The 25,642-nt window shown below is 48.8% G+C and carries 24 protein-coding genes; 9 read left to right on the top strand and 15 right to left on the bottom strand.

Translation table 11 applies throughout. The annotated features are described in order from the left end of the window. Positions 1 to 32: 32 nt before the first annotated feature. Positions 33 to 1,202: a pyridoxal phosphate-dependent aminotransferase gene (locus JNC77_RS05735; RefSeq protein ID WP_374830244.1), complete on the bottom strand. Its 1,170-nt coding sequence runs from the start codon at positions 1,200 to 1,202 to the stop codon at positions 33 to 35. Between the two features lie 245 nt (positions 1,203 to 1,447). On the opposite strand from JNC77_RS05735, the gene JNC77_RS05730 reads away from it, so the two are divergent. The 6 genes from JNC77_RS05730 (at position 1,448) to aat (ending at position 6,933) form a co-directional block, all read left to right on the top strand. Beyond that, complete coding sequence (locus JNC77_RS05730) at positions 1,448 to 2,812, top strand: M48 family metalloprotease (RefSeq protein ID WP_374830547.1); 1,365 nt, start codon at positions 1,448 to 1,450, stop codon at positions 2,810 to 2,812. 69 nt (positions 2,813 to 2,881) lie between these two features. Further along, the gene (locus JNC77_RS05725) at positions 2,882 to 3,658 is read left to right on the top strand and encodes a DsbA family protein (RefSeq protein WP_374830242.1); all 777 of its coding nucleotides are present in this window, start codon (positions 2,882 to 2,884) and stop codon (positions 3,656 to 3,658) included. A gap of 181 nt (positions 3,659 to 3,839) precedes the next feature. Then, positions 3,840 to 4,283: a type II 3-dehydroquinate dehydratase gene (gene aroQ, locus JNC77_RS05720; protein WP_374830240.1), complete on the top strand. Its 444-nt coding sequence runs from the start codon at positions 3,840 to 3,842 to the stop codon at positions 4,281 to 4,283. A gap of 32 nt (positions 4,284 to 4,315) precedes the next feature. Continuing rightward, complete coding sequence (accB, locus tag JNC77_RS05715; RefSeq protein WP_374830238.1) at positions 4,316 to 4,780, top strand: acetyl-CoA carboxylase biotin carboxyl carrier protein; 465 nt, start codon at positions 4,316 to 4,318, stop codon at positions 4,778 to 4,780. Positions 4,781 to 4,798: 18 nt separating this feature from the next. Then, complete coding sequence (gene accC / locus JNC77_RS05710; protein WP_374830236.1) at positions 4,799 to 6,157, top strand: acetyl-CoA carboxylase biotin carboxylase subunit; 1,359 nt, start codon at positions 4,799 to 4,801, stop codon at positions 6,155 to 6,157. 206 nt (positions 6,158 to 6,363) lie between these two features. Then, positions 6,364 to 6,933 carry a leucyl/phenylalanyl-tRNA--protein transferase gene (gene aat / locus JNC77_RS05705; protein ID WP_374830545.1) on the top strand — a complete coding sequence of 190 codons (570 nt, stop codon included), beginning with the start codon at positions 6,364 to 6,366 and terminating at the stop codon, positions 6,931 to 6,933. A gap of 45 nt (positions 6,934 to 6,978) precedes the next feature. Here the strand turns inward: aat and JNC77_RS05700 are convergent, their stop codons facing one another. The 8 genes from JNC77_RS05700 to JNC77_RS05665 all read right to left on the bottom strand — a co-directional run bounded on the left by JNC77_RS05700 (position 6,979) and on the right by JNC77_RS05665 (position 14,637). Then, on the bottom strand, positions 6,979 to 7,341 hold the full coding sequence (locus JNC77_RS05700) for a DUF2155 domain-containing protein (protein ID WP_374830543.1): 363 nt from the start codon (positions 7,339 to 7,341) through the stop codon (positions 6,979 to 6,981). A 235-nt stretch (positions 7,342 to 7,576) separates the two neighbouring features. After that, positions 7,577 to 7,987 (bottom strand): NADH:ubiquinone oxidoreductase subunit NDUFA12, encoded by a 411-nt coding sequence (locus JNC77_RS05695; protein ID WP_374830234.1) that lies wholly within the window; start codon positions 7,985 to 7,987, stop codon positions 7,577 to 7,579. 163 nt (positions 7,988 to 8,150) lie between these two features. Further along, positions 8,151 to 8,654 carry a GNAT family N-acetyltransferase gene (locus tag JNC77_RS05690; RefSeq protein ID WP_374830232.1) on the bottom strand — a complete coding sequence of 168 codons (504 nt, stop codon included), beginning with the start codon at positions 8,652 to 8,654 and terminating at the stop codon, positions 8,151 to 8,153. A gap of 1 nt (position 8,655) precedes the next feature. After that, complete coding sequence (gene gatB, locus JNC77_RS05685) at positions 8,656 to 10,158, bottom strand: Asp-tRNA(Asn)/Glu-tRNA(Gln) amidotransferase subunit GatB (protein ID WP_374830230.1); 1,503 nt, start codon at positions 10,156 to 10,158, stop codon at positions 8,656 to 8,658. Between the two features lie 79 nt (positions 10,159 to 10,237). Then, complete coding sequence (glmS, locus tag JNC77_RS05680) at positions 10,238 to 12,061, bottom strand: glutamine--fructose-6-phosphate transaminase (isomerizing) (RefSeq protein ID WP_374830228.1); 1,824 nt, start codon at positions 12,059 to 12,061, stop codon at positions 10,238 to 10,240. Between the two features lie 166 nt (positions 12,062 to 12,227). After that, the gene (gene glmU, locus JNC77_RS05675; RefSeq protein WP_374830226.1) at positions 12,228 to 13,598 is read right to left on the bottom strand and encodes a bifunctional UDP-N-acetylglucosamine diphosphorylase/glucosamine-1-phosphate N-acetyltransferase GlmU; all 1,371 of its coding nucleotides are present in this window, start codon (positions 13,596 to 13,598) and stop codon (positions 12,228 to 12,230) included. Positions 13,599 to 13,673: 75 nt separating this feature from the next. Further along, positions 13,674 to 14,435 (bottom strand): cytochrome c biogenesis CcdA family protein, encoded by a 762-nt coding sequence (locus tag JNC77_RS05670; protein ID WP_374830224.1) that lies wholly within the window; start codon positions 14,433 to 14,435, stop codon positions 13,674 to 13,676. 49 nt (positions 14,436 to 14,484) lie between these two features. After that, positions 14,485 to 14,637 (bottom strand): hypothetical protein, encoded by a 153-nt coding sequence (locus tag JNC77_RS05665; RefSeq protein WP_374830222.1) that lies wholly within the window; start codon positions 14,635 to 14,637, stop codon positions 14,485 to 14,487. Positions 14,638 to 14,664: 27 nt separating this feature from the next. Here JNC77_RS05665 and JNC77_RS05660 point away from each other — a divergent pair, with 27 nt between their 5' ends. After that, positions 14,665 to 14,949 carry a DUF3572 domain-containing protein gene (locus JNC77_RS05660; protein ID WP_374830220.1) on the top strand — a complete coding sequence of 95 codons (285 nt, stop codon included), beginning with the start codon at positions 14,665 to 14,667 and terminating at the stop codon, positions 14,947 to 14,949. Positions 14,950 to 15,144: 195 nt separating this feature from the next. Here JNC77_RS05660 and rnk read toward each other — a convergent pair whose 3' ends face one another. Next, positions 15,145 to 15,657, bottom strand: coding sequence for a nucleoside diphosphate kinase regulator (gene rnk, locus JNC77_RS05655; protein ID WP_374830218.1), 513 nt, complete (start codon positions 15,655 to 15,657; stop codon positions 15,145 to 15,147). A gap of 348 nt (positions 15,658 to 16,005) precedes the next feature. Between rnk and JNC77_RS05650 the strand changes: the two genes are divergently transcribed. Further along, the gene (locus JNC77_RS05650) at positions 16,006 to 17,352 is read left to right on the top strand and encodes a DNA polymerase IV (RefSeq protein ID WP_374830541.1); all 1,347 of its coding nucleotides are present in this window, start codon (positions 16,006 to 16,008) and stop codon (positions 17,350 to 17,352) included. Here JNC77_RS05650 and murI read toward each other — a convergent pair. Together murI and JNC77_RS05640 are read right to left on the bottom strand one after the other, a co-directional pair. Next, entirely contained in the window at positions 17,349 to 18,215 is an 867-nt protein-coding gene (gene murI / locus JNC77_RS05645) for a glutamate racemase (RefSeq protein ID WP_374830539.1), read from the bottom strand. The two genes, JNC77_RS05650 and murI, sit on opposite strands and share 4 nt — an antisense overlap. Then, positions 18,215 to 19,045, bottom strand: a complete 831-nt coding sequence (locus JNC77_RS05640) for an RNA methyltransferase (RefSeq protein WP_374830216.1) — start codon at positions 19,043 to 19,045, stop codon at positions 18,215 to 18,217. The genes murI and JNC77_RS05640 overlap by 1 nt, the downstream gene beginning before the upstream one ends. A gap of 285 nt (positions 19,046 to 19,330) precedes the next feature. Here JNC77_RS05640 and JNC77_RS05635 point away from each other — a divergent pair, with 285 nt between their 5' ends. Next, positions 19,331 to 20,545, top strand: coding sequence for an NADP-dependent isocitrate dehydrogenase (locus JNC77_RS05635; protein ID WP_374830214.1), 1,215 nt, complete (start codon positions 19,331 to 19,333; stop codon positions 20,543 to 20,545). A gap of 181 nt (positions 20,546 to 20,726) precedes the next feature. Here the strand turns inward: JNC77_RS05635 and JNC77_RS05630 are convergent, their stop codons facing one another. The 3 genes from JNC77_RS05630 to clpX form a co-directional block, all read right to left on the bottom strand. Further along, positions 20,727 to 21,002, bottom strand: coding sequence for an HU family DNA-binding protein (locus tag JNC77_RS05630; protein ID WP_374830212.1), 276 nt, complete (start codon positions 21,000 to 21,002; stop codon positions 20,727 to 20,729). A gap of 179 nt (positions 21,003 to 21,181) precedes the next feature. Next, complete coding sequence (lon, locus tag JNC77_RS05625; RefSeq protein ID WP_374830210.1) at positions 21,182 to 23,608, bottom strand: endopeptidase La; 2,427 nt, start codon at positions 23,606 to 23,608, stop codon at positions 21,182 to 21,184. A gap of 445 nt (positions 23,609 to 24,053) precedes the next feature. After that, complete coding sequence (gene clpX / locus JNC77_RS05620; protein WP_374830208.1) at positions 24,054 to 25,328, bottom strand: ATP-dependent Clp protease ATP-binding subunit ClpX; 1,275 nt, start codon at positions 25,326 to 25,328, stop codon at positions 24,054 to 24,056. Positions 25,329 to 25,642 lie beyond the last annotated feature (314 nt).

Here is a 25,642-nt window from a genome sequence, read left to right as displayed (position 1 = left end):
AACGGAAGATCCCCTCTTCCATTTTTTATCAATCATATATTGACGCGACCAAACCAGTCAGCCATACGGCGCACGGCTTCCCGCATCTCTTCTTCACTGCCAGCATATGAAAAACGCATAGTGCGATGCCCGTCAACCGGATCGAAATCACGGCCCGGCGTTGCAGCAATATTGATTTCACTCAGCATCTTATAGGCTAATGCCATACTGTCATTGGTAAAGTTCGATACGTCACAATAAGCGTAAAATGCGCCGTCCATTGGGGCAGCAAATTTCAAACCAATATTGGGCAATTGTACATTCAGCAAAGTACGATTGCGCCGATAGCGATCTTTCACCAGTTCAAGCTCTGAAGTGCCGTCAAAAGCTGCAATCGCTGCATGTTGTGACAATTCCGGAGCCGAAATATAAAGGCTTTGCGCAATGCGCTCGACAGCGCGAATATCGCTTTCAGGCAAGACCATCCAGCCGATGCGCCAACCGGTCATGCAATAATATTTGGAAAATGAGTTGATAATTGTCACATCATCAGCCAGCTGCAATGCAGTCATATCATCGCTATCATATGACAGACGATGATAGATTTCGTCCGACAGCACACGGATATTGCGCTCTTTTGCAGTCTCGATAATAGCGCGCAGTTCTTTGGTCGACAAAACCGCACCGGTCGGATTGGCAGGACTGGCAAAAAGCACGCCTTTCAGCGGTTTTTCTGCATGGGCAGCAGCTAAAGCTTCGGCAGTTAAATTGCTATCTTTGCCATCACCAGCACCAATTTCCACCACTTCAATTCCCAGCGTTTTGAGAATATTGCGATAGGCCGGATAACCAGGACGCGTAATTGCTACTCTGTCACCGGGGTTAAAATAAACCAGAAAAGCCAGATTGAACGCAGCAGACGAACCCGTTGTTACCGCAATGCGTGACGGATCAACATTCACGCCATAATAATCTGTATAATGCCTGGCAATTGCTTCACGTAAGCTTCGCAAACCCAACGCATCCGTATAGCCGATACGACCATCTTTCAGAGCTTTTTCAGCTGCTTGCAATACCACTTTGGGTGCCGGATCAGCCGGTTGCCCCACTGCCATTGAAATAACCGGAGCCCCTAATGAACGCTGATGATTGGCTTTCGCCAGCAAGTCCATTGCATAAAAAGGTTCAATTTCGCTACGGGCTGAAAAAATGCTCACGGCCATCTCCGGTATAAATTAAACAATAAAAAGCACCAGATTGCTGTCTGATGCCCACCATGCCGTATATTTGCCCGATTAATAAAGCAATCGATTCATGCATATGTAGCAAAGCTGATTATAATCAATTGCAACAAATTATTTTTATATCAATAGATTATCGGCTATGGATATGTAGTGTTAAATGGAAGGCTGACATGATGACCCCCGCCAAGCAACAAACGGTATCGTTGTTCAACACCTCCTGCCGCATGCTTACGAAAGGCACGACTGCCAGATTTCTTGCCGGCACACTGACATTGGCGATCGCAGTAACAAGCACCCTGCCCGCATTGGCACAATCACGCAGCGTATCAATCATTCGTGATGCTGAAATCGAAGCATTGATTACGGATTACACCAATCCGATTTTAAACGCCGCCGGTTTAAAAAAGCGCAATGTTCAAACGATTCTCGTCAATTCGAGCAGTTTTAACGCTTTTGTCGACGGTCGACGTATTTTTATCAATACCGGTGCATTGGCACAATCCGAAACCCCGAATGAGCTGATTGGCGTCATCGCGCATGAAGCAGGCCATCTGGCTGGCGGCCATCAGGATCGTTTGCGCGAACAATTAAGCCGCGCCAAAACCATGGCTGTCATTGGTGCACTTATTGGAGCGGGCGCCGGTGTTGCAGGGGCTGCAGCTGGCAATAGTTCGGCTGTTGGAGCAGCAGGCGGCATTGCACTTGGCAGCGGCGAAGCGGCCATGCGCAGTCTTTTATCTTATCAACGTACAGAAGAAATCACCGCAGACCGCTTGGCTATCAATTATCTCAATGCAACCGGTCAATCCGCCAAAGGAATGCTGACCACTTTCTCGCGCTTTGCCAATGCTTTGTCTTTGAACGGCACCCAGATTGATCAATATCGGGTGAGCCACCCATTACCGCGTGAACGCATTGCCAATCTGGAAAATTTGGCAAAAGCCAGTCCGCATTTTAACAAGACAGACAGCGCGGCTCTTCAATTGCGCCATGATATGGCGCGTGCAAAGATTGCGGCCTATTCCGGCATGGGCTCGGTGCAACGTATTTTCCGCAATAATCCACGCGGCCTTGCTGCCCGATACGGCGATGCAATCACCATCTATTTAAATGGTTCTGCCCGCAATGCCTTGCCCAAAATTGATGCGCTCATCAAAGAGCAACCGAAGAATCCTTATTTTCACGAGATTCGCGGTGAAATCTTAATGAAAGCCAATGATCCTGTGGGGGCCGCAAAAGCGATGCAGCAGGCCACCGCACTTGATCCGAAGAAATCCAGTTTGTTGCGTATGAGCTATGGCCGTGCACTGATGTTGACCGGCACAAAAGCCAATATGCCTGCCGCAATCCGCGAATTAAAAGCAGGCATTGCCCGCGATCCGGAATTCCCGAGCGGCTACGGTTATTTGGCCCAAGCCTATGGTCAATCAGGTGAAATTGCTTTGGCAGATCTTGCGACTGCTGATATGCATTATTATTCCGGCAATCGCCAGCAAGCGAAAATATTCGCAACCCGTGCACAGCAAAAAATGAAAAAAGGTTCGCCTGACTGGTTGCGCGCGCAAGATATTATCAACACCAAAAAATAACAGCACTTGACCACATTGCCTCATCAAGGCGATAGGATATGGTATAAAATTAAAGAGATTGGAATTCGTATGACCCGTGCATTCACGACTCTGTTTGCCAGCGCCCTTATCGGCAGCACAGCTCTATTCGGCGGTGGCTTTGCACAATTGCAAGCGCAGGCACAATCAGCTTCAGCTCCGCTTGACCAGACAGCTGTTGAGAAAATCGTACGGGACTATCTGATCAAAAACCCTGAAATTCTGACAGAGATGCAAACGGCACTGGAAACAAAACAAGCCGCAGAACAAGAAATTCGTATCAAGCAGGTCATTGCCAGCAATCAGGAAGAATTGCTCAATTCCAGCCATGATGCTGTTCTCGGTAATCCTGATGGGGATGTGACTGTCGTTGAATTTTTTGATTACAATTGCGGCTATTGCAAACGCGCCATGCCGGATATGGAAGCCATTATCAAAAGCGATCCGAATGTCCGCTTTGTGATGAAAGAGTTTCCGATTTTGGGCCCTGATTCAATCAAAGCGCATATGGCGGCACAGGCATTCAAGCTGATGATGCCGGAAAAATATCGTGATCTTCATATGGCTTTGATGACAACGCCTGATCGCTCCACCGATGAAACTGTCATTGCTGAAGCCGTCAAGCTTGGCGCTGATGAAGCAGCTTTGCGTGAAAAAATTAATTCACCGGAAGTGACATCTTCATTTCAAAATGCTTATAAACTCGCAAACGAACTCGATATCAACGGAACGCCTTCCTATGTTATTGGCAATGAACTGGTGCCGGGGGCGATCGGCGCTGACGGTTTGAAGGAACGAATTGCGCAAGCACGCGCCCAGAAAAAATAAAATGTCATATTTTGGTGGAGAAATCCACCAAACTTATATATTACGACTATTTTAATGGGTTTTAACTTGCCGCGCGCAAGTCTATATGAAATGGAATTTCGGCTCGGGATTATTTGAGGCGATATACGCCGATAAGACAGGCTGGTAAGACAGGTCAGAAAAACAGGCCAGAAAAACAGGTATGACCAAAAAAGTTTTTGTGCTCAACGGCCCTAATTTAAATTTACTCGGCACGCGTGAGCCGGGTATTTATGGTGTGACAACACTTGAAGGGATTTCAGAAGCCTGTAAACAGGAAGCTGAAAAGCTTGGGCTTGAGATTGACTTTCGTCAATCCAATTATGAAGGTGATCTTGTCAGCTGGATTCAGGAGGCAGGCGCTGAAAATGCGTTTGTGCTGATTAATCCGGCGGCTTACACGCATACATCTGTTGCATTGCAAGATGCGATCAGAGCTGCACAAGTAACAGTGATTGAGGTTCATCTTTCCAATATCCACGCGCGTGAACCGTTCCGCCAGCATTCTTATGTTTCTCCGGTCGCCAAAGGCGTCATCTTCGGATTAGGAGCACAAGGATATCTGCTAGGATTACGCGCTCTCGCGGCATTTGCCACAGAACAATAAAACACGGGCACAAGCGTTAAAGGGGCCTTATAATGTCATCTAAAAGCTCTGGTATCGATAAAGAGATCATTCGCGATCTCGCCAATATCCTCAACGACACAGATCTGACAGATATTGAAGTCGAACATGGTGAATTGCGCATCCGCGTTTCACGTAAAATAACAGTACAGCAGGCTCCTGCCTATCAAGTTCCTGCAATGGCTCCGGCCGCTGCCGCAGCACCAGCTACAACGCCTGCCGAAGCTACTCCGGCTGATGTTTCTAAAAATGCTGTCCCTTCACCAATGGTTGGTACCGCATATATGGCTCCGGCACCTGGTGCACGCAACTTCATCGAGGTTGGCACTCAGGTTAAAGAAGGCCAGACGCTGCTGATCATTGAAGCAATGAAGACCATGAACCAGATTCCGTCACCACGTGCAGGAACGGTTAAAGCTATTCTCGTTGCTGACGCTCAACCGGTCGAATTTGGTGAGCCTCTGGTCGTAATCGAATAATTTTCGGCGAGGATCATCATGTTTCAAAAAATTCTCATAGCCAATCGTGGCGAGATTGCTCTTCGCATACTCAGGGCCTGTAAGGAACTGGGTATTAAAACCGTTGCTGTTCATTCGACAGCAGATGCGGATGCTATGCATGTCCGTCTGGCTGATGAGAGTGTTTGCATCGGCCCTCCTCCTTCCCGCGACAGCTACCTGAACATCCATCAGATTGTTGCTGCCTGCGAAATTACCGGCGCGGATGCTATTCATCCAGGCTACGGCTTCTTGTCTGAAAACGCCAAGTTTGCAGAAATTCTGGAAGCACATTCCATCACCTTTATCGGACCAACCGCTGCGCATATCCGCATCATGGGCGATAAGATTGAAGCAAAACGCACTGCAAAACGTCTTGGTATTCCGGTTGTTCCGGGTTCAGAAGGCGGCGTAACCGATGATGCGGAAGCAGCCCGAATTTCTGCGGAAATCGGCTATCCGGTCATCATCAAAGCCACTGCCGGCGGTGGTGGTCGCGGCATGAAAGTGGCGCATTCGGAAGAAGAGCTTTCAATTGCTCTTTCGACTGCGCGTACCGAAGCTGGTGCAGCTTTTGGCAATGATGCTGTGTATATTGAAAAATACTTAAGCAAACCACGCCATATTGAAGTGCAAATCGTTGGCGACGGTGCCGGCAATGCCATCCATTTGGGCGAACGCGACTGCTCCTTGCAGCGTCGTCACCAGAAGGTCTGGGAAGAAGCCAACTCACCTGCCCTCAACGAAGAAGCCCGTCACAAGATCGGCATGATCTGCGCCAATGCGGTGGCAGAACTTGGCTATCGTGGTGCCGGTACGATTGAATTCCTTTATGAAGATGGTGAGTTCTATTTCATTGAAATGAACACCCGCCTTCAGGTGGAACACACAATCACCGAAGCCATTACCGGTATTGATCTGGTGCATGAGCAAATCCGTGTTGCAGCAGGGCTTGGTCTTTCTGTCAAACAGCAGGATGTGCGCTTCTCCGGTCACGCAATCGAATGCCGTATTAACGCCGAACATCCGGAAACATTTGTGCCATCACCTGGCCAGATTACTCATTACCACACACCAGGTGGTCTTGGTATCCGCATCGATTCCGGTGTTTATTCCGGCTATCGCATTCCGCCATATTACGACAGCATGATCGGTAAGCTGATTGTGCATGGCCGTAACCGCGTGGAATGCATGATGCGTCTGCGCCGTGCATTGGATGAGTTTGTTGTTGATGGTGTCAACACAACCATTCCGCTGTTTCAGGATCTGGTTTCCAATCAGGACATTGCTAATGGCGACTATGACATCCATTGGTTGGAAAAATATCTCGCCAACAAAGCGGCAGCTGCCAAGCGCTAAGCGGTTTTAACAGCATATTCCGCTTTACAAGCGAAAGCTAAAATCAAACCGGTAATAACATCGTTGTTATTGCCGGTTTATTTTTGTGTCTATTTTTTTGAAAACCATAGCCAGCCATTGCAAATATTAAAGATTCATGGCGAACTCTCATTATGACCCAAAATATCGACGCTCTCGACAAAGACGAATTATATATTGACCCGGATCTGCTTCTACGCGCCTATGCGTCGGGTGTTTTCCCAATGGCCGAAGAAGAGGACGATCCGGAAATTTATTGGGTACGTCCCGAAAAGCGCGGCATTATTCCGCTTGAAGATTTTCACGTCTCCCGCAGCCTTGCCAAAACCATCCGTAAGCAAAAATATCAAATTAAAATGAACACGGATTTTGCAGGTGTTTTGCGCGGTTGTGCCAATGGCGAAGGTGAGCGTGAACGCACATGGATCAATGACCCCATCAAAGCATCCTGCATGCGTCTCCATGCTTTGGGACATGCCCATAGTGTAGAGGCATGGGATGGAGACGAACTTGTCGGCGGTTTATACGGCATTAGTGTGAGGCGTGCTTTCTTTGGTGAAAGCATGTTCAGCCGTAAGCGCGACACTTCAAAAATCTGCCTCGCCTTTTTGGTTGAACATCTCAAAAGTCATGGCTTTATTCTGCTGGACACACAATTCATAACCGAACATTTAAAAAGTCTCGGAGCGATTGAAATTACCCGCAAACAATATGAACGTCGTCTTGAAGAAGCTCTCACAGGCGACGCCATGTTTTAACATGGTGCGCTTAGGCACAATATAAATAGTTAGGATCTGTGCTGATCAATTGCCTTTGGCAGGTGCCGGCACATCAGACTTCTGTTTGCAGTCTTTCAGCCAGACATCGTAAACGGCGTGCTCGACCGCGTTGAGACCAGGACTATCGGCAAACATCCAGCCATTAAAAATACGGCGAATTTTGCGGTCAAGGGTAATTTCATCCACTTCGACGAAACTATCCGTGCGCGGCGCCTCATTATCCGTGCGGGAATAGCAAACTTTTGGCGTTACCTGTAAAGCACCAAACTGCACCGTTTCGTTGATATAAACATCGAATGTGGTGATGCGACCGGTAATCTTGTCGAGGCCGGAAAATTCAGCCACAGGATTTTCAATGCGATCTGCATGTGCGACGCCACCTGCCATCAACAAGCAGGTTGCAAAAACACAGCTTAATTTTCCGGCGCTATGGCAGCGACTGACCAGAGTGGTTGCTGTTCCTGATAGTAACCGGCAAATGATCATGACCAAGTAAATATCCGTCCAAATGTTTCCGATGAATAACTTAAATATAAATTGTGGCGATTCGGAGCAACCGAACAACCTGAAATAAAAAAGCGCCGCGATATTTATCCGGCGCTTTTGTTCTCACAAACCTGAATTATGAACCGGGTGTCCAAGCATCATATTCACCGGTTACACGAGGACGTTCTCCCTGCGTAGTTCCCGGCAACGCAATCGCACCTTTAGGGCGATAGGCAAGCGGTGAACCGGTGAGATTGGCAAGGTGTGGCTTTTCCCATTCACGCGGTTTGTAATCTTCCTGTGAAGGCGGTGTATCAACGCGATGATGCATCCAGCCGTGCCAACCAGCCGGAATGGCACTTGCTTCAGAATAGCCGTTATAGATCACCCAGCGGCGGGTGCGACCTTCAGAATCCTTGCCGCCCTGATAGTAAATATTGCCGAATTCATCCTCGCCCACACGTTCACCTTTACGCCATGTGTGCAGGCGGGTTCCGAGCGTCTGCCCATTCCACCAAGTGAAGAACTGTGTCAAAAATTTCATCATGGCTTTATTCCGGATCCAAAATATTTAAGCGGTTCTGTCGGCGTTAAACGTCACGTAAATCGTTCATTGGCTTATGGACTTTTCAACGCAAGATGGCAAGTTCCGATAGCGGGTCATCTTGACGCTGAAATAAAAAAAGACGGAAGTTTGAAGGCCGCCATCTTCACATCACCCAAGCATTCAGGCTCTTTTGCAAAATCAATACAGGTTCTTTAAAATTCAAAGAACCCCACTCTGCATTGCGGCCAATTTGGATGTAGCCCTTTTGCTCATAAAATCGACGGGCACGGACATTCACTTCCAACACTTCAAGCTTCATTGCAGTAACACCCGGAAAAGCCGTTTCGATCTCATCCAGCAGTGTCGTACCAACGCCTTTGATCTGCTCTTCAGGCAACACATAAAGTTGATTGAGGCTTGCTGTTTCACGGGTCTCTTGATGGGCATAGGCCATACCGATAATACGCCCGTTGCCATCATCTGCGACCAAAAACTCCGAATAAGGGCGCTTCAAATTGGCTTTCAAAGCCGACAATGAATGCCACTCATTGGTGATTGTTTTGACGATCTCCTTACCCAGTACATCGTCAAAACTTGCGCTCCACGTGGTCAACAGCAGCTCGTGAACGGCTTTTAAATCCGCTTCAGCGGCTGTACGAACCCACATATTATTCCTCGATGCCAAGTTTGGCTTTGACCAGATCATTGACAGCCTGCGGGTTTGCTTTACCGCCGGTTGCTTTCATCACCTGACCAACAAACCAACCAGCCAAAGATGGTTTGGCTTTTGCCTGTTCCACTTTGTCGGGATTGGCAGCAATCACCTCATCAACGGCTTTTTCAATCGCACCGGTATCGGTTACCTGCTTCATGCCGCGGGTTTCAACGATGGCTTTCGGGTCGCCACCTTCATTCCAGACAATTTCAAACAGATCTTTGGCGATCTTGCCGGAAATGGTGCCTTCTTTAATCAGATCAATGATAGCGCCCAGTTGATCGGCGGAAACCGGTGTTTCTTCAATATCTTTACCAGCCTTGTTCAAAGCACCGAGCAGATCATTGATAACCCAGTTGGCAGCAATCTTGCCATCACGACCCTTAACGACCGCTTCATAATAATCAGCAATCGCTTTTTCAGTAACCAGAATAGATGCATCATAAACCGAAATGCCCTGCTCTTCGATCAGGCGATGCTTCTTGTCATCCGGCAATTCGGTCAAGTCTGCGGCAAGCGCATCAACGAAAGCTTGATCAAATTCAAGCGGCAGCAGATCAGGATCAGGGAAATAACGATAATCATGCGCTTCTTCTTTAGAGCGCATGGAACGGGTTTCGCCCTTAGCCGGATCAAACAGGCGGGTTTCCTGATCAATCTTGCCGCCATCTTCCAAAATTGCAATCTGGCGACGCGCTTCATATTCAATCGCCTGACCGACAAAACGGATCGAATTAACGTTTTTGATTTCGCAACGTGTGCCAAATTCGCCGCCCGGACGACGCACAGAAACGTTAACGTCGGCGCGCATCGAGCCTTCGTCCATGTTGCCATCGCAGGTGCCCAAATAACGCACAATGGTGCGCAGCTTGGTCAGATAAGCTTTGGCTTCATCGGACGAGCGCAAATCTGGCTTGGAGACGATTTCCATCAACGGCATGCCGGAGCGGTTCAAATCCACATAAGACATGGTTGGATGCTGGTCATGCATGGATTTACCGGCATCCTGCTCGAGATGGATGCGCTCAATGCCGATTTCCACATCTTCAAACTGGCCTTTGGAATCAGGGCCAACCGAAATCATGATCTTGCCTTCACCGACAATCGGCTGCTGGAACTGTGAAATCTGGTAGCCCTGCGGCAGATCAGGATAGAAATAATTTTTGCGGTCAAAAACCGATTTCAAATTGATCTGTGCCTTCAAGCCAAGGCCGGTACGAACGGCCTGACGGACACATTCCATATTAATGACCGGCAACATGCCCGGCATCGCTGCATCAATCAGCGACACATTGGCATTCGGCTCGGCACCGAAAGATGTGGAAGCGCCGGAAAACAGCTTTGATTCTGAAGTGACCTGCGCATGGACTTCCATGCCAATCACAACTTCCCAATCGCCGGTGGCGCCGGAGATAAAACGTTTTGGTTCAGGCGTACGTGTATCAATAAGGGACATACTGGCTCGTCACTGCTAAGTTTTAAGTTTTCTATTGGCTAGAACAAAGCCAGCGCTGAGGCAAGCTTTTCAGCTACTTTCATTCAACTGTTACCGATTTTGCAAGATTTCGTGGCTGATCCACATCGGTTCCCATGAAAACCGCAGTGTAATAGGCCAGCATTTGCACAGGCAAGGCATAAAGCAGCGGGGTGATAAATTCAGCCATTTCGGGCAGAATAATTGTCGCCATTGTATCAACACTGGCGTTGTTGGCGCCCTCTGCATCGGTAATCAAAATAATGCGTCCGCCGCGTGCTGCCACTTCCTGCATATTGGAAACGGTCTTTTCATAAAGACGATCAGACGGTGCAATCACTATCACCGGAATTGAATCATCAATCAAGGCAATCGGCCCATGCTTCAATTCACCGGCCGCATAGCCTTCGGCGTGAATGTAAGAGATTTCCTTCAATTTCAGAGCGCCTTCCATCGCCAGCGGGAAAGAGGTACCGCGGCCTAAATAGAGCACATGTTTAACTTGCGCCAATTCACGGCAAATTTTCTCAATCTCGCCTTCAAGTTTGAGTACCTGATTGGCAATGCGCGGCACTTCCGACAATTGCTTGACCAGTACACGCTCTTGTGCGTCATCAATCACACCACGCTGTTTGGCAGCCATAATCGCCAATGATGCCATCACGGTGAGCTGACTGGTAAAAGCCTTGGTGGAAGCCACGCCGATTTCCGGTCCTGCAAGAATCGGGAAAACAGCATCAGATTCGCGCGCAATAGTGGAGGTCGTCACATTGACGATTGAAGCAATTTTCAAGCCTTGCGCTTTGCAATAGCGCAGTGAAGCCAGCGTGTCGGCTGTTTCACCCGACTGCGACACAAACAGTGCCAAAGTGTCTTTGGAAAGCGGCATTTCACGGTAGCGGAACTCGGATGCAATATCGATATCCACCGGCAAACGCGCAATCTGCTCGAACCAATATTTGCCGATTGCAGCCGCATAATAAGCAGTACCGCAGGCAGACATCGACAAACGGTCGATCTTGCTGAAATCCAGTTCCGCCACATCCTGACGCACAGTGCCGGTGGAGAGATCGAGATAATGCGCCAATGTATGGCCGATCACTTCCGGCTGCTCATGGATTTCTTTTTCCATGAAATGGCGGTGATTGCCTTTGGAAACCAGAAACTCCTGTGACTGTACTTTTTGGACAGCGCGTTTCACTTCCATGTTTTGTGCATCATAAATAGTGGCACCGTCTTTGCGCACCACAACCCAATCACCATCTTCCAGATAGCAGATCATATCGGTGAGCGGCGCCAGAGCAATCGCATCTGAACCCAGATACATTTCATTGTCACCATAGCCGATTGCCAGTGGCGGCCCTTGACGCGCACCAATCAGCAGGCCTTCAACACCTTCAAAAATAATCGCCAGCGCAAAAGCACCCTGCAATTGCGGCAAGGCAGCTTTGACCGCTTCAATCGGCGGCAGGCCGCGATCCATCTCGCGGGTAACCAAATGAGCTACGGCTTCGGTGTCTGTCTCAGTTTCAAACACATAGCCATCAGCCTGAAGGCTGGCACGCAGTTCTGCAAAATTTTCAATAATACCATTATGGACGACAGCCAATCGCTTGGTCATATGCGGGTGCGCATTGCGCTCAACCGGTTTGCCATGCGTTGCCCAACGGGTGTGCCCGATGCCAATGACACCCGGCAAAGGCTGGTCTTTCAAATGGTTTTCAAGATTGACCAGCTTGCCCTCGGCACGACGACGCGCCAAAGCACCTCCATCAAGGGTTGCGATACCAGCAGAATCATAACCGCGATATTCAAGCCGCTTCAAACTGTCGACCAAAAGAGACGCCACATCTCTGCCGGCAACGATACCAATAATTCCGCACATAATTAAAATTCCCGAGTTTAGTCGAATAGATATTTACTGATAATAAATCTGTCAGGGCTTTTTAAAAATGAGCTGCCCTGACAGAGCATTCTGCATAAAGATAAACTGTGTTCAGATATAATCACTCATGCTTTTCAGCCTTTTTTAAAACTGAAAAGCATGAGTGTCAGCCTTCTCTTCTGGCTTTAATCTGCGCTTTGAGAGCAGCATATTTTTCACGCAAAATCGACGCGCGGCCTTCTTTGACCGCCTGACGGGCACGCCCTAAAGCCAGCGCATTATCCGGCACATTTTCAACAATCACACTGCCGGAAGCCACATAAGCATTATCGCCAATGCGCACTGGTGCAACCAGTGATGAATTGGAGCCGATAAAGCTGTTTTCGCCGATCTCGGTTTTAAACTTGTTATAGCCATCATAGTTGCAGGTAATGGTACCGGCACCAATATTGGCGCTCGCACCCACCGTTGCGTCACCAATATAAGAAAGGTGATTAACCTTGGCGCCCTCGCCGATTTTCGCGTTTTTCACTTCGCAGAAATTGCCGACTTTGGCTTTTGCCGACAAATCAGCACCCGGACGAAGACGCGCATAAGGGCCAACCTGTGCATCATTGCCGATAACAGCGCCTTCCAGATGGGAAAAAGCATGAATGATAGCACCGGTTTTAATGCTGACTTTCTCGCCGAAAAATACATTCGGCTCGATAATGACGTCCGGCTCAATTACAGTATCATGCGCGAAATAGACGGTTTCCGGTGCCAGCAATGTCACCCCGTCAATCATCATCGCCTGACGTTTACGGTTTTGCCAGATGCCTTCGGCTTGCGCCAATTCCAACCGATTGTTGATGCCAATCACATTATCGACAGGCACTTCAACGCCAACAACATGCAAGCCTTTGTCATGCGCAAGTTTCACAATATCGGTTAGATAATATTCGCCCTTGGCATTGTTATTATCCACCGCATCCAGCAGTGCCAGCAAATGCTGGCCACGCACCGCCATCAAACCGCCATTGCAAAAGCCAATGGCTTTTTGGGCGTCATTAGCTTCTTTTTCTTCGACAATAGCTACAAGCTTGCCGTTTTCTTCAATCAAGCGGCCATAGCCATGCGGATTTTCCGGACGGAAGCCCATCACAACCACATCGGCACCGTCGCCCAGACGCGTACGCGCCTGCTCCAAGGCCTGCGCTTCAATCAGCGGGGTATCGCCAAAAACGATCAGCACATCGTCGTAGCCGTGTGCAATGGCATCACGTGCTGCAAGAACGGCATGAGCCGTGCCTAAACGCTCGACCTGTTCATATGATGAAACATTTGCAGTTATTTTCTCAACCGCACCGCGCACCGCATCTGCACCACGACCAACCACCAGCGCCACATCGCTTTCACCCGTTGCTTGCACCGCTTTGACCACATGGCAAACCAATGGCAGACCGGCAATTTTATGTAAAACTTTCGGCAAGGCTGATTTCATACGTGTGCCTTCACCCGCGGCAAGCACAACAGAAAGACAGGAGCGGCTGGTCATAATGTTTATCCGTTATTGAAGAGCAATTTTGTGGATTATATTCACGAAGAATATCACCATTATTTCGTTAATATTTTAACCCAAACGACCTAAAATCGGGAAGGTTTCCAAGAGCCAAAACGCAAATGCCTGCATACCGCCCGTCAGGAATAGAACACCGGCAATAATCAGCAATATACCCATGACCTTTTCGACCTTACCCAAATGCACTTTAAATTTGGCCAAAAAGCGCATGAAGGCACCGGAAAAACTAGCTGCCAAAACAAATGGTATACCCAAACCCAGTGAATAAACGGCAAGAAGAGCCGCACCTTCACCAACGGTGCTGCTGCCGCCAGCCAAAGTCAGGATCGGCCCTAAAACCGGTCCGATGCAAGGTGTCCAGCCGAAAGCAAAGGCAAGCCCCATAATATAAGCGCCAAGCGGTGTGGCCGGGGCTCGATTGGCCTGAAAACGTGCCTCGCGCGACAATAGCGACAAGCGGAACACGCCTAAGAAATTAAGCCCCATAATGATGATGACCACACCTGCGGCCATTGCAATTTCCTGCTGCCACTGGCGCAAGAAATGTCCAATTGACGATGCACCGGCACCAAGAGCGACAAAAACGGTAGTAAAGCCCAGCACGAAAGAAAGTGAGGCAATCAGCAAAGCACGGCGCTTGCTGACTGCGACAGCTTTATCGGCCTTCACACTCGCATCATTTTGGCGGAAATCATCAACACTGACACCAGCCATATAGCACAGATAAGGCGGCACCAACGGCAACACACATGGGGATAAAAATGATAATGCCCCGGCGCCCGCAGCGGTCAGGTAAGAAATATCCAGTGCCAATGAAATGTCTCCGGTGATCAATCGCAGATATAAATCCGCTGATATATATTCAAGGTAAAGCCTGAGCTTGCAGACCATATAAAGCATTTTTTCGCATATGAGCAACATCTGCACCATGCAGTGCCGCCGTGTTTTTTATTTCGTGATAAAAAGTCTTGATTTTAAAACTATCAAACTGCGCCGCTTTCACGATAATAGTCAAACCAGTTGATAAAAAAGGACCCCTTTCGTGAAAACAGCCCATAATGAGCAAGCTGAAGCACTCGCCATTGAAGCCCTGATCTGGCTGACACAAGAGCCGGAACTCATGTCACGCTTCCTCACCCTTACCGGAATAGATGCATCCGCTATCCGCAATGCGGCGCGTGAGCCAGGTTTTTTGAGCGGCGTTTTGCAATTTCTGCTGGCGCATGAGCCAACTTTGATGCGTTTTTGTGAGGCGACCGAAACAGAGCCTAACTCTGTCGTCACTGCCGCCAGACAATTGCCGGGTGGGCAAATGAGCGAATTTTAATCAAACATATTTAAATACAAAAAAGAGCGCCACTACAGCGCTCTTTTTTATGAAATTCTCAAGGCCAACTTGCCTTCAAGCGCCGCTTGAACATTATATATCAGGTCAAGCTGTGCTCGGGCTTAAAGCACGAGGTCATGCTACGCTTGGACGCTATGCGTTAAGTCAAGCTGCGCTTGGATATTATGCGTTAGGTCAAGCTGCGCTTGGACCGGGACCATCATCATCTGAAGAAGCATCTGCCGCCTGTTTGCGTGCAGCAAAATCAACAACTTCCACATTACCGTCAGCCGCAACAGGCGGTAAAGTCTCACCCGGTTTGCTGACCTGCACGACACTCAATTCCTGCATTTTGCCATCGCGCGCCGCAAAAGCAATGCTCTGACCCGATGCAAGACCAATCAAAGCCGCACCAATTGGCGTCAAAATAGAAATTTTGCCTTCCGCAATATCTGCTTCACCCGGATAAACCAGCGTTACACGGCGCTGTTGTCCATCCTGCGTTTTAAACTCAATCGCAGATCCCATCTGAATAACATGAGCCGGAACCTTGCCGACGGCCACGATTTTTGCACGTTCCAATTCGGCAATCAGCTCATCAGCCACCGCAGCAACGCGCTCCGGCGCATCTTCCGCAAGCCCCATCAGCCGATCATGATCCAACTGGCTGATAACAATATTCGGCTTTTTACGATTCTTTCCGCTCATGGCGATCCCACTATCGTTTGAATGATATCCGCCCTCAGGGTTTTGACGACCTGAGACCAGTTATTTTAATTTTTAATTGAAAGCGCTTTGGTTAATTTGCAAACATAAATACCATGTCTCCCCCTGAGTGCCAGCTGCGCTAAGCCGGTCTCCGAGGGCTAATATCCTGCGATCGGGTTAACCCGATGGAAAATGGATGTGACATGTTTCTTCATAACAACAGGGTTGGCGATAATAGCAATTTTGTCAAGCCCGACTCGCCGTCCCTGTTACTAATGTCGTATAGGTGCACATAAAAATATGTCGAAACATGTTCACAATATGTTCACCTTACGCTATAATCAACCCATGAAAGAGATGTCTGCTTTAAACGCCCCGGAAACAGGTTTTTGCCGTGATTGCCTTCGTATGCAACGAAGCGCAGAATCACATCGCTGTTATGCTTGTGGCAGTCCGCGTTTATTGCGCCATAAAGAGCTTTATAAGCTCTCGCTTGCCCATATTGATTGCGATGCTTTTTATGCAGCAGTTGAAAAACGCGACAATCCTGAATTGCTCGACAAGCCGCTGATTATCGGTGGAGGTACACGCGGCGTTGTCTCCACCGCCTGTTACCTCGCGCGCATCCATGGCGTTCGCTCTGCCATGCCGATGTTCAAGGCATTGGAAGCCTGCCCGCATGCAGTGGTTATTCCGCCCAATATGGAAAAATACAGCAAAGTTGGCCGTGAGGTGCGTCAATTGATGCGCGAGCTCACACCGGCTGTCGAACCGCTTTCCATTGATGAAGCTTTTCTGGACTTAAGCGGCACAGAGAACTTGCACAAAGCGCCTGCCTCTTTTGTACTGGCCAAATTTGTTCATCGTATTGAAAAAGAAATCGGCATCACAATTTCAGTAGGGCTTTCCTACTGTAAATTTTTGGCAAAAATCGCCTCCGACCTCGACAAACCGCGCGGCTTTGCAGTGATTGGTGAAGAGGAAGCGCTTTCCTTTTTACGCAATAAGCCGGTGTCGATCATTTGGGGTGTGGGCAAAGCCTTAACTGCTAAGCTCAACAGCGATGGTATCCGTACCATTGAGCAATTGCAGCACATCGAAGAAAGTGTACTGATGAAAGCCTACGGCGTGATGGGGCAGCGTCTTTATCGCCTCTCACGCGGGCAAGACACCAGACGTGTCGAGCCGGAACATGAAATGAAAAGTGTTTCAGCCGAAACAACTTTTAATCATGATCTGTTTGCGGCAAGCGATCTGATACCGGTATTGCGCGCATTATCGGAAAAAGTATCGCATCGTTTGAAAAATGGTGGCATAGCAGGCCATACGATTGTGCTGAAATTAAAAACCCAAGATTTCAAAAGCCATACCCGTAATCGTCAATTGAGCAGCCCGACACAATTGGCCGACCGTATTTTTCATACCGGCCTGACCTTGCTTGAAAAAGAGCTGGACGGTACAAAATTTCGTCTGCTTGGCATCGGTGTCAGTGATCTGAGTGGCAATGAACGCGCCGACCCGCCCGATCTGGTTGACATCGAAGCAACACGGCGCGCAAAAGCTGAATTCGCAATGGATATCTTGCGCAATAAGTTTGGCCACAAAGCCGTTGAAACCGGCTATACATTTGGCAAATCCGGCCTTGGCCGCCCGCAAACCCCATCCGAACACATCAAACGGGAAGAGAAGGATTAACCTCTCTCGTCCTTGCCCATATGATCAAAATTCAGGCCGAAGCCCTGCAACAAGCGGCGAATAGCGAAATCCGGTTTGCCGGAAGTAAACTCTGCCACATCATGTGGGTGGTCGCTATTTACCGGTGACTTGGTGCCTTCCCCTAGCCCCTCATTCTCCTGCAACAGCGAAATCGTGCGCCGTGCAATCGCCTCTGCCGGATCAAGCCAATCAACCGGCCACGGAGCAAGTTTGCGGAAAACATTGGCTAAAAACGGATAATGCGTGCAAGCCAGCACAACAATGTCGGTTCTGCGTCCGTCTTCTTGGACAAAACATGGAGCGATCTGCTCGCTCACTTGCGCTTCATCAATTTTCTCACCACGAATATGAGCCTCTGCAAGGGTTGCCAATAAATTGGCGCCCACCAGCTTCACATGACATTTTGAAGCAAAAGACTGAATGAGATCATGGGTATAGGCACGACGCACAGTGCCAGGTGTTGCGAGCACCGAAACAAGGCCGGAACGGGTGCGTTCTGCCGCCGGTTTGATCGCCGGAACGGTACCGACAAATTTCATAAACGGAAAAGCGCGGCGCAAATCATCGAGTACCAATGTAGAGGCGGTATTACACGCAATCACCACGATTGCTGGCTTATGTTCAGCCAGCAATCGGTCAAAGAGTTTAATAATGCGATCACAAAGCGCTTCTTCTTCCCAATCGCCATAAGGGAAACCGGCATCATCCGCCACATAGACAAAGCGGCGATCCGGCAACCAGACCCGCAGTTCGCGTAAAACCGTCAAGCCACCAATGCCACTATCAAAGACAAGTACCGGCGCTTTATCCGGCAGATTATTATGATCCGGCTTTTCTTTCATCATAACTCGTCTGATCCTTCCGCTTTAACGCGGGCACGCCCTTCCGGCGCACCGGAACCACGTGGCTGTTTGGGCGAAAATACATCCAGTGACGTGACAACGCCACGTAATAATTTAAGTTCGGCAGAGGCAAAACCGGCACGAGTCAGCACCGCACGCAAACCATCAACCATAACCGCCTTACGGGCTTCAGGGCGGAAATATCCACGCGTATCAAGTGCATTCTCCAACTGGTCAAACAAGCCTTGCAATTCTTGTTTAGGTGCCGGTTCCATTTCGGGGCCACGGAAAACCGTGTCGGTTTCATTTTCCATGCCGGTTTTCATCCATTCATAGGACATCAGCAGCACGGCCTGTGCGATGTTGAGCGATGCGAAAGCAGGATTGACCGGAAAGGTCACCAATTCATCGGCAAGACCGACTTCATCATTTTTTAGGCCGACGCGCTCGCGCCCAAACAAAATGCCAACTTTTTCTTGTTGCTTAAAACGCTGACGTAGTATGCGGCTTGCCTCAACAGGGCTGCGCACAGCCTTAAAGCCATCCCGCTCACGCGCCGTGGTGGCATAAACAAAGTTCAAATCTGCAATGGCTGAGGGCAGATCATCATAGACAACAGCATTATCAATGACATGATCAGCCTTGGATGCAGCCGCTCGTGCTTTGGCGCTCGGGAACTCTTCACGCGGATTGACCAGTCTTAATTCCGCAAGACCAAAATTTGCCATTGCGCGCGCCACCATACCGATATTTTCCGGTAATTGCGGCTCGACCAAAATAATTGCGGGCCCCTCAGTAATCAGCGCGCGATGTTTATCCGTTCCGGCCATTTCTTCTTCCAGACTATAATTCAATTATACGTTTACTTGATTTGTCACTGACACAAATGACGGGAAATCGCAAAGATTTCTAAACGCCAAGATATCTGATCCTCATTTTCATATATGCTCATATACTAAAATAAATCAGGTAATCCAAAACAGGCTTTATTTTGTCTTTAAGACTAAAGAAACGCGGTTGTGACCAATAAAACCACGGTTAAAGCTTTGCCTTAGGCTTAAGCAATGCTATACGAGCGCACGTATTCAAAGCGTATTCAACAAGAGGCATCATCCATGGCAAAAATTAAGGTTGCTAATCCGGTTGTCGAACTCGATGGCGACGAGATGACCCGCATTATCTGGCAGTTCATCAAAGAGAAACTGATCCATCCTTATCTGGATATTGATCTTAAATATTACGATCTTTCTGTCGAACACCGCGATGCGACCGATGATCAGGTCACCATTGATGCAGCAAATGCCATCAAGGAACACGGTGTTGGCGTTAAATGCGCAACCATCACTCCTGATGAAGCCCGCGTTGAAGAATTTAGCCTCAAGAAAATGTGGAAGTCGCCTAACGGCACCATTCGCAATATTCTCGGCGGCGTTATTTTCCGCGAACCAATCATCTGCGAAAACGTGCCACGTCTGGTTCCGGGCTGGACTCAGCCAATCATCGTTGGCCGTCATGCTTTTGGTGACCAGTACCGCGCGACTGATTTCAAATTCCCTGGCAAGGGTAAACTGTCGATCAAATTCGTTGGCGAAGACGGCGAAGTGATTGAACATGAAGTTTATGACGCACCATCATCCGGTGTTGCCATGGCAATGTACAATATCGATGAGTCGATCCGTGAATTTGCCCGTGCATCGCTGAACTACGGCTTGCTGCGCAACTATCCGGTTTACCTCTCCACCAAAAACACCATTCTCAAAGCCTATGACGGCCGCTTTAAAGATATCTTTGAAGAAGTTTATCAGGCTGAATTTGCCGAGAAGTTCAAAGAAGCTAATATCTGGTACGAACACCGCCTGATCGACGACATGGTTGCCTCCGCTCTCAAGTGGTCCGGCGGTTATGTCTGGGCATGTAAGAACTACGACGGTGACGTTCAATCCGATATCGTGGCACAGGGCTTTGGCTCACTCGGCCTGATGACCTCTGTTCTGATGACACCGGATGGCAAGACCGTGGAAGCAGAAGCTGCACACGGTACTGTTACCCGTCACTATCGTCAGCATCAGAAGGGTGAGGAAACCTCAACCAACTCGATCGCTTCGATCTTCGCATGGACCCGTGGTCTGGCGCACCGTGCCAAGCTTGATGACAATGCTGAATTAAAGCGCTTTGCTGAAACTTTGGAAAAGGTTTGCATCGACACGGTTGAAAGCGGCTACATGACCAAGGATCTGGCACTGCTGATCGGTCCGGATCAGCCTTGGCTGTCGACAACAGGCTTCCTCGACAAGATCGACGAAAACCTGAAAAAAGCAATGGCTGCTTGAATAAAGCTAAAAGCTTTTATGCTTTTAAAAAAACCCCGCTTTATGTGGGGTTTTTTTTATGAGCGCATCGGTATAGTCATGTCGCCTGCCCCGATGTGGAACAGAATTTAAAAGCAGAAAAGCCCGGCTTGAAGCCGGGCTTTATCAACAGCAGTAAACCACTGTCTGCAAATCAAAAAGATTAGCTATTAACAGCTTCTTTCAGGCCTTTACCGGCAGAAAATTTTGGTACGTTGCGCGCTGCAATCGCAACTTCTGCACCAGTTGACGGATTGCGCCCAGTGGTCGCTGCACGGTGTGAAACAGAAAATACACCGAAGCCTGGCAGACGTACTTCATCGCCAGCCTGAAGAGCGCTGGTTACGGCTGCGAGAACTGCATCAACAGCGGTAGCTGCGTCTGCCTTGGTGAGACCGCCCTTTTCAGCAACTGAGGCAACCAGTTCGTTCTTATTCATGGACACTTCCTTTCTTTCTTTTTCCGGGGCTTTGTGACTCAACCGGATCGACATGAGTTTATTCTAAACAATCAACAAACCAAGTCACAAATAACGAAAAAAGCCCAGAATTATGGGGTTAAACACAGAAATGCCGGGCTTTTTACCCGGCATTTCATGATCAAGGTCAAATTTTCGACTCAGTGAGCAATAGAAATGCCCGCTTCATCATCAATAGACAGCGATGCGACTGGCGGTGTTGCAGGCTCTGTCCACTCGATTGCAACAGGCTGGCGTACTAAAGCGTGCTTAAGCACTTCACCTGCGCGCGAGACCGGAATGATCTCCATACCGTTCTTCACATTGTCCGGAATTTCCGCCAAGTCTTTGACGTTTTCTTCCGGAATAAGCACAGTCTTGATACCACCGCGCAGTGCTGCCAACAGCTTTTCTTTCAAGCCACCGATTGGCAATACACGGCCACGCAATGTAATCTCACCGGTCATGGCAATGTCTTTACGAACCGGAATGCCGGTCAGTACAGAAACAATCGCTGTCATCATGCCAATACCGGCAGAAGGGCCATCTTTTGGTGTTGCACCTTCCGGCACGTGAACGTGGATGTCGCGCTTGTCAAACAATGGTGGTTCGATGCCAAAATCAACCGCACGCGAACGAACATAAGATGCCGCCGCAGAGATCGATTCTTTCATTACGTCACGCAAGTTACCGGTAACGGTCATGCGACCTTTACCCGGCATCATGACACCTTCAATGGTCAGCAATTCACCGCCCACTTCTGTCCAGGCCAGACCGGTAACAACACCAACCTGATCTTCACCTTCGATCTGACCGAAACGGTACTTCTCGACGCCCAAGAATTCAGACAGGTTTTCTTCCGTAATATGTACGGCTTTGACCTTGTCTTTCATGATGCGGGTGACAGCCTTACGCGCAAGCTTCATCATCTCACGTTCAAGACTACGCACACCAGCTTCACGGGTGTAAAGACGCACAACCGAGCGCAATGCTTCCTCGGAAACCGAGAATTCCTTGGGCTGCAAAGCATGGTCACGGATGGCTTTCGGCAGGAGGTGACGCTTGGCGATCTCCAGCTTTTCATCTTCTGTGTATCCGGCGATGCGGATGATTTCCATACGGTCGAGCAGCGGGCCCGGAATATTGAGCGAGTTGGCAGTGGTGACGAACATCACATTCGACAGATCATATTCCACTTCCAGATAATGATCCATAAATGTTGCGTTCTGTTCCGGATCCAACACTTCAAGCATTGCAGATGACGGATCGCCACGGAAATCCTGACCCATTTTGTCAATCTCATCGAGAAGGAACAACGGGTTGGACTTCTTCGCCTTCTTCATCGACTGGATAACCTTACCAGGCATCGAACCGATATAGGTGCGACGGTGACCACGGATTTCCGCTTCATCACGCACACCACCCAAGGACATGCGGACATATTCACGTCCTGTTGCCTTGGCGATAGAGCGCGCCAGCGATGTCTTACCAACGCCTGGAGGGCCAACGAGGCAGATGATCGGACCTTTGATCTTGGCAGAGCGTGACTGCACGGCCAGATATTCAACGATCCGTTCTTTTACCTTTTCAAGGCCAAAATGTTCGGCATCCAACACTTCATCAGCGAAGTTCAGATCCTGCTTAACCTTGGACTTCTTGCCCCAAGGAATAGAAAGCAGCCAATCCAGATAGTTCCGTACAACTGTGGCTTCTGCCGACATCGGGCTCATGGTACGAAGCTTTTTCAGCTCGGCCTGCGCCTTTTCAGCAGCTTCCTTGGAAAGCTTGGTTTTGTTGATGCGCTCTTCCAGTTCGGCCATCTCGTCACGACCGTCTTCACTGTCGCCGAGTTCCTTCTGGATCGCCTTCATCTGCTCATTGAGATAATATTCGCGCTGGGTCTTTTCCATCTGGCGCTTGACGCGGCTGCGGATACGCTTTTCCACCTGAAGCACCGAAATTTCGGACTCCATATAGCCAAGCGCTTTTTCCAAGCGTTCGCGCACGGAAAGCACGGAGAGCATTTCCTGCTTTTCAGTGATTTTGATCGCCAGATGTGAGGCAACTGTGTCGGCCAGTTTCGAGTAATCCTCGATCTGGCTGGCGGCACCTACAACTTCAGGAGAAATCTTCTTGTTGAGCTTTACGTAATTTTCAAAGTCAGCCACGACAGAACGTGCCAAAGCTTCCACTTCGACAGGGTCTTCTTCAGGTTCCTCGAGCTTAAAGGCATAAGCTTCGTGATAATCTTCACGGTCTGTAAAATTAGTGATTTCGGCGCGTGCTGCACCTTCCACCAGTACTTTCACAGTACCGTCAGGCAGTTTGAGCAATTGCAGAACATTAGCAATTGTCCCGACCTTGTTAATGCCATCAGCAGACGGATCATCGTCAGCAGCATTGATCTGTGTTGCAAGCATGATCTGCTTGTCATTACCCATCACATCTTCAAGTGCGCGGATCGACTTTTCACGTCCCACAAACAGCGGAACAATCATATGTGGGAAAACAACAATGTCGCGCAACGGCAAGACCGCATAAAGCCCGTCATTACCACCCGCAGTCGTCTTCTGTTCAATACCCGTCATCGTACAGTCCTTTCTTCAGGCAATTTGCCTGATAGCCACGTCCGCGCTCCCTTTCGCTTCATCGGCAAGTCACACACGTGCATTCGTACCTTAATTGGAGATGCGGGGGCTCCAATTCAAGCAGCACCATAGAATCGTTTCATATACTGCGCATTTCGTTGTTCCGGTACAATCCGAAACTAACCCTTTGCACTCAATAATACCGTTATTTGGCTGAATTTCACGTATAGGTAAAGCGTCAGCTCTGACAGTCAGCAAATAATTTTATAGCTAACAAGCGCAATCACTATGTTTTTTATAAAAACCAAGCTCTTTTGCCCGAAAAACAGCAAAATTAGTTTAAAACACTTATAAAATACAAATTTTTGCAAAAAAGAATAAAGAAACTCATCATAAAAAAGGGCTGCCAAGCAGCCCTTTTAATCTTTGAAACAAGAAGCACACGTTAAGCTGTGGCGTTGCCCTTTTCATCCTGACGTTCGGCATAAATGTAAAGTGGACGTGCGGTGCCATCAACGACTTCACCGGAAATGACCACTTCCTGTACGCCTTCCAAAGTCGGCAGTTCAAACATGGTATCCAGCAGGATTTTTTCCATGATCGAACGCAAACCACGTGCACCAGTTTTACGTTCAACGGCCTTATTGGCAATGGCACGCAGCGCATCGTCGTGGAAGGTCAGTTCGACATTTTCCATATCGAACAGACGCTGATACTGTTTGACCAATGCGTTTTTCGGTTCAGACAAAATCTGCACCAGCGCATTAACATCCAAATCTTCCAACGTTGCGATAACCGGCAAACGGCCAACAAATTCAGGAATCAAACCGAATTTCAGCAGATCTTCCGGTTCTAAATCCTTGAAGATCGCGCCCAAACGACGATCATCTTCAGTTTTAACGGTTGCGCCAAAACCGATCGAGGTTTTTTCACCGCGTGCCGAAATGATCTTGTCGAGACCGGCAAAAGCACCACCGCAGATAAAGAGGATGTTTGTTGTATCCACTTGCAGGAATTCCTGCTGCGGATGCTTGCGACCACCTTGCGGCGGCACGGAAGCAACAGTGCCTTCCATGATCTTCAACAGTGCCTGCTGCACGCCCTCACCCGATACATCACGGGTGATGGACGGGTTGTCGGATTTGCGGCTGATTTTGTCAACTTCGTCGATATAGACGATACCGCGCTGGGCACGTTCGACATTGTAATCGGCGGCCTGCAACAATTTCAAAATGATGTTTTCAACATCTTCACCCACATAACCGGCTTCGGTCAGTGTGGTGGCATCTGCCATTGTGAACGGAACGTCAATGATACGGGCAAGGGTCTGCGCCAGATAGGTTTTACCGCAACCGGTCGGCCCTACCAGCATGATATTCGACTTTGCCAGTTCGATATCATTATTTTTCGATTGATGCGCCAAACGCTTATAATGGTTATGAACGGCGACAGCCAGAACGCGTTTCGCATCCCGCTGACCGATCACATAATCATCCAGCACGCCCATAATTTCTAACGGGGTCGGCACACCTTCACGTGATTTTACCATCGAGGATTTATTTTCCTCGCGGATAATGTCCATGCAAAGCTCGACACACTCGTCACAAATAAAAACGGTCGGGCCTGCAATCAGCTTGCGCACTTCATGCTGGCTTTTACCGCAGAACGAGCAATAAAGCGTATTCTTAGAATCGCCACCGCTGTTGCTGACTTTGCTCATCGCAGTTTCCTTTCAATAGCGGCTGTCGCGTGCATATCGTTACAGCCGTTAACTCTAAATACCAGACACACATCCCGACCGAAATATGGCTGAAAAATTGGCCTCTAACGAATCTCACAACAGGTAAATCCATGCTAACCCGTTGAGGATTCTATGATTGGGGCATTAATTTAGCCTGTTGAAACCAAACAATAGCTTAACGTAGCAATTGTTTTGCCACGTACAAGTAGGAATTAGACAGTTTTGTGGCATGAAAATGGTTTTTAGCAACCAAAATGCCACAGCGCCTAGCCAATTTCCGCTTCCAATCATGA

Source organism: Paenochrobactrum pullorum (assembly GCF_041929845.1).
GTDB lineage: Bacteria > Pseudomonadota > Alphaproteobacteria > Rhizobiales > Rhizobiaceae > Paenochrobactrum > Paenochrobactrum pullorum.
The sequence above is the reverse complement of the archived record's forward strand: the minus strand, read 5'-3'. Positions and strand labels throughout refer to the sequence as shown.

Coding starts and splice junctions, on each gene's coding strand:
- JNC77_RS05700 (WP_374830543.1), bottom strand. CDS start 7,341: ATGGCAGGTGGCGTCGCACATGCAGATCGCATTGAAAATCCTGTGGCT.
- glmU (WP_374830226.1), bottom strand. CDS start 13,598: ATGACCAGCCGCTCCTGTCTTTCTGTTGTGCTTGCCGCGGGTGAAGGC.
- clpX (WP_374830208.1), bottom strand. CDS start 25,328: ATGAGCAAAGTCAGCAACAGCGGTGGCGATTCTAAGAATACGCTTTAT.
- lon (WP_374830210.1), bottom strand. CDS start 23,608: ATGACGGGTATTGAACAGAAGACGACTGCGGGTGGTAATGACGGGCTT.
- JNC77_RS05735 (WP_374830244.1), bottom strand. CDS start 1,202: ATGGCCGTGAGCATTTTTTCAGCCCGTAGCGAAATTGAACCTTTTTAT.
- JNC77_RS05695 (WP_374830234.1), bottom strand. CDS start 7,987: ATGATGAAATTTTTGACACAGTTCTTCACTTGGTGGAATGGGCAGACG.
- accC (WP_374830236.1), top strand. CDS start 4,799: ATGTTTCAAAAAATTCTCATAGCCAATCGTGGCGAGATTGCTCTTCGC.
- gatB (WP_374830230.1), bottom strand. CDS start 10,158: ATGTCCCTTATTGATACACGTACGCCTGAACCAAAACGTTTTATCTCC.
- JNC77_RS05725 (WP_374830242.1), top strand. CDS start 2,882: ATGACCCGTGCATTCACGACTCTGTTTGCCAGCGCCCTTATCGGCAGC.
- JNC77_RS05650 (WP_374830541.1), top strand. CDS start 16,006: ATGAAAGAGATGTCTGCTTTAAACGCCCCGGAAACAGGTTTTTGCCGT.
- JNC77_RS05630 (WP_374830212.1), bottom strand. CDS start 21,002: ATGAATAAGAACGAACTGGTTGCCTCAGTTGCTGAAAAGGGCGGTCTC.
- accB (WP_374830238.1), top strand. CDS start 4,316: ATGTCATCTAAAAGCTCTGGTATCGATAAAGAGATCATTCGCGATCTC.
- rnk (WP_374830218.1), bottom strand. CDS start 15,657: ATGAGCGGAAAGAATCGTAAAAAGCCGAATATTGTTATCAGCCAGTTG.
- JNC77_RS05690 (WP_374830232.1), bottom strand. CDS start 8,654: ATGTGGGTTCGTACAGCCGCTGAAGCGGATTTAAAAGCCGTTCACGAG.
- JNC77_RS05635 (WP_374830214.1), top strand. CDS start 19,331: ATGGCAAAAATTAAGGTTGCTAATCCGGTTGTCGAACTCGATGGCGAC.
- aroQ (WP_374830240.1), top strand. CDS start 3,840: ATGACCAAAAAAGTTTTTGTGCTCAACGGCCCTAATTTAAATTTACTC.
- JNC77_RS05640 (WP_374830216.1), bottom strand. CDS start 19,045: ATGGCCGGAACGGATAAACATCGCGCGCTGATTACTGAGGGGCCCGCA.
- glmS (WP_374830228.1), bottom strand. CDS start 12,061: ATGTGCGGAATTATTGGTATCGTTGCCGGCAGAGATGTGGCGTCTCTT.
- murI (WP_374830539.1), bottom strand. CDS start 18,215: ATGAAAGAAAAGCCGGATCATAATAATCTGCCGGATAAAGCGCCGGTA.
- JNC77_RS05730 (WP_374830547.1), top strand. CDS start 1,448: ATGCTTACGAAAGGCACGACTGCCAGATTTCTTGCCGGCACACTGACA.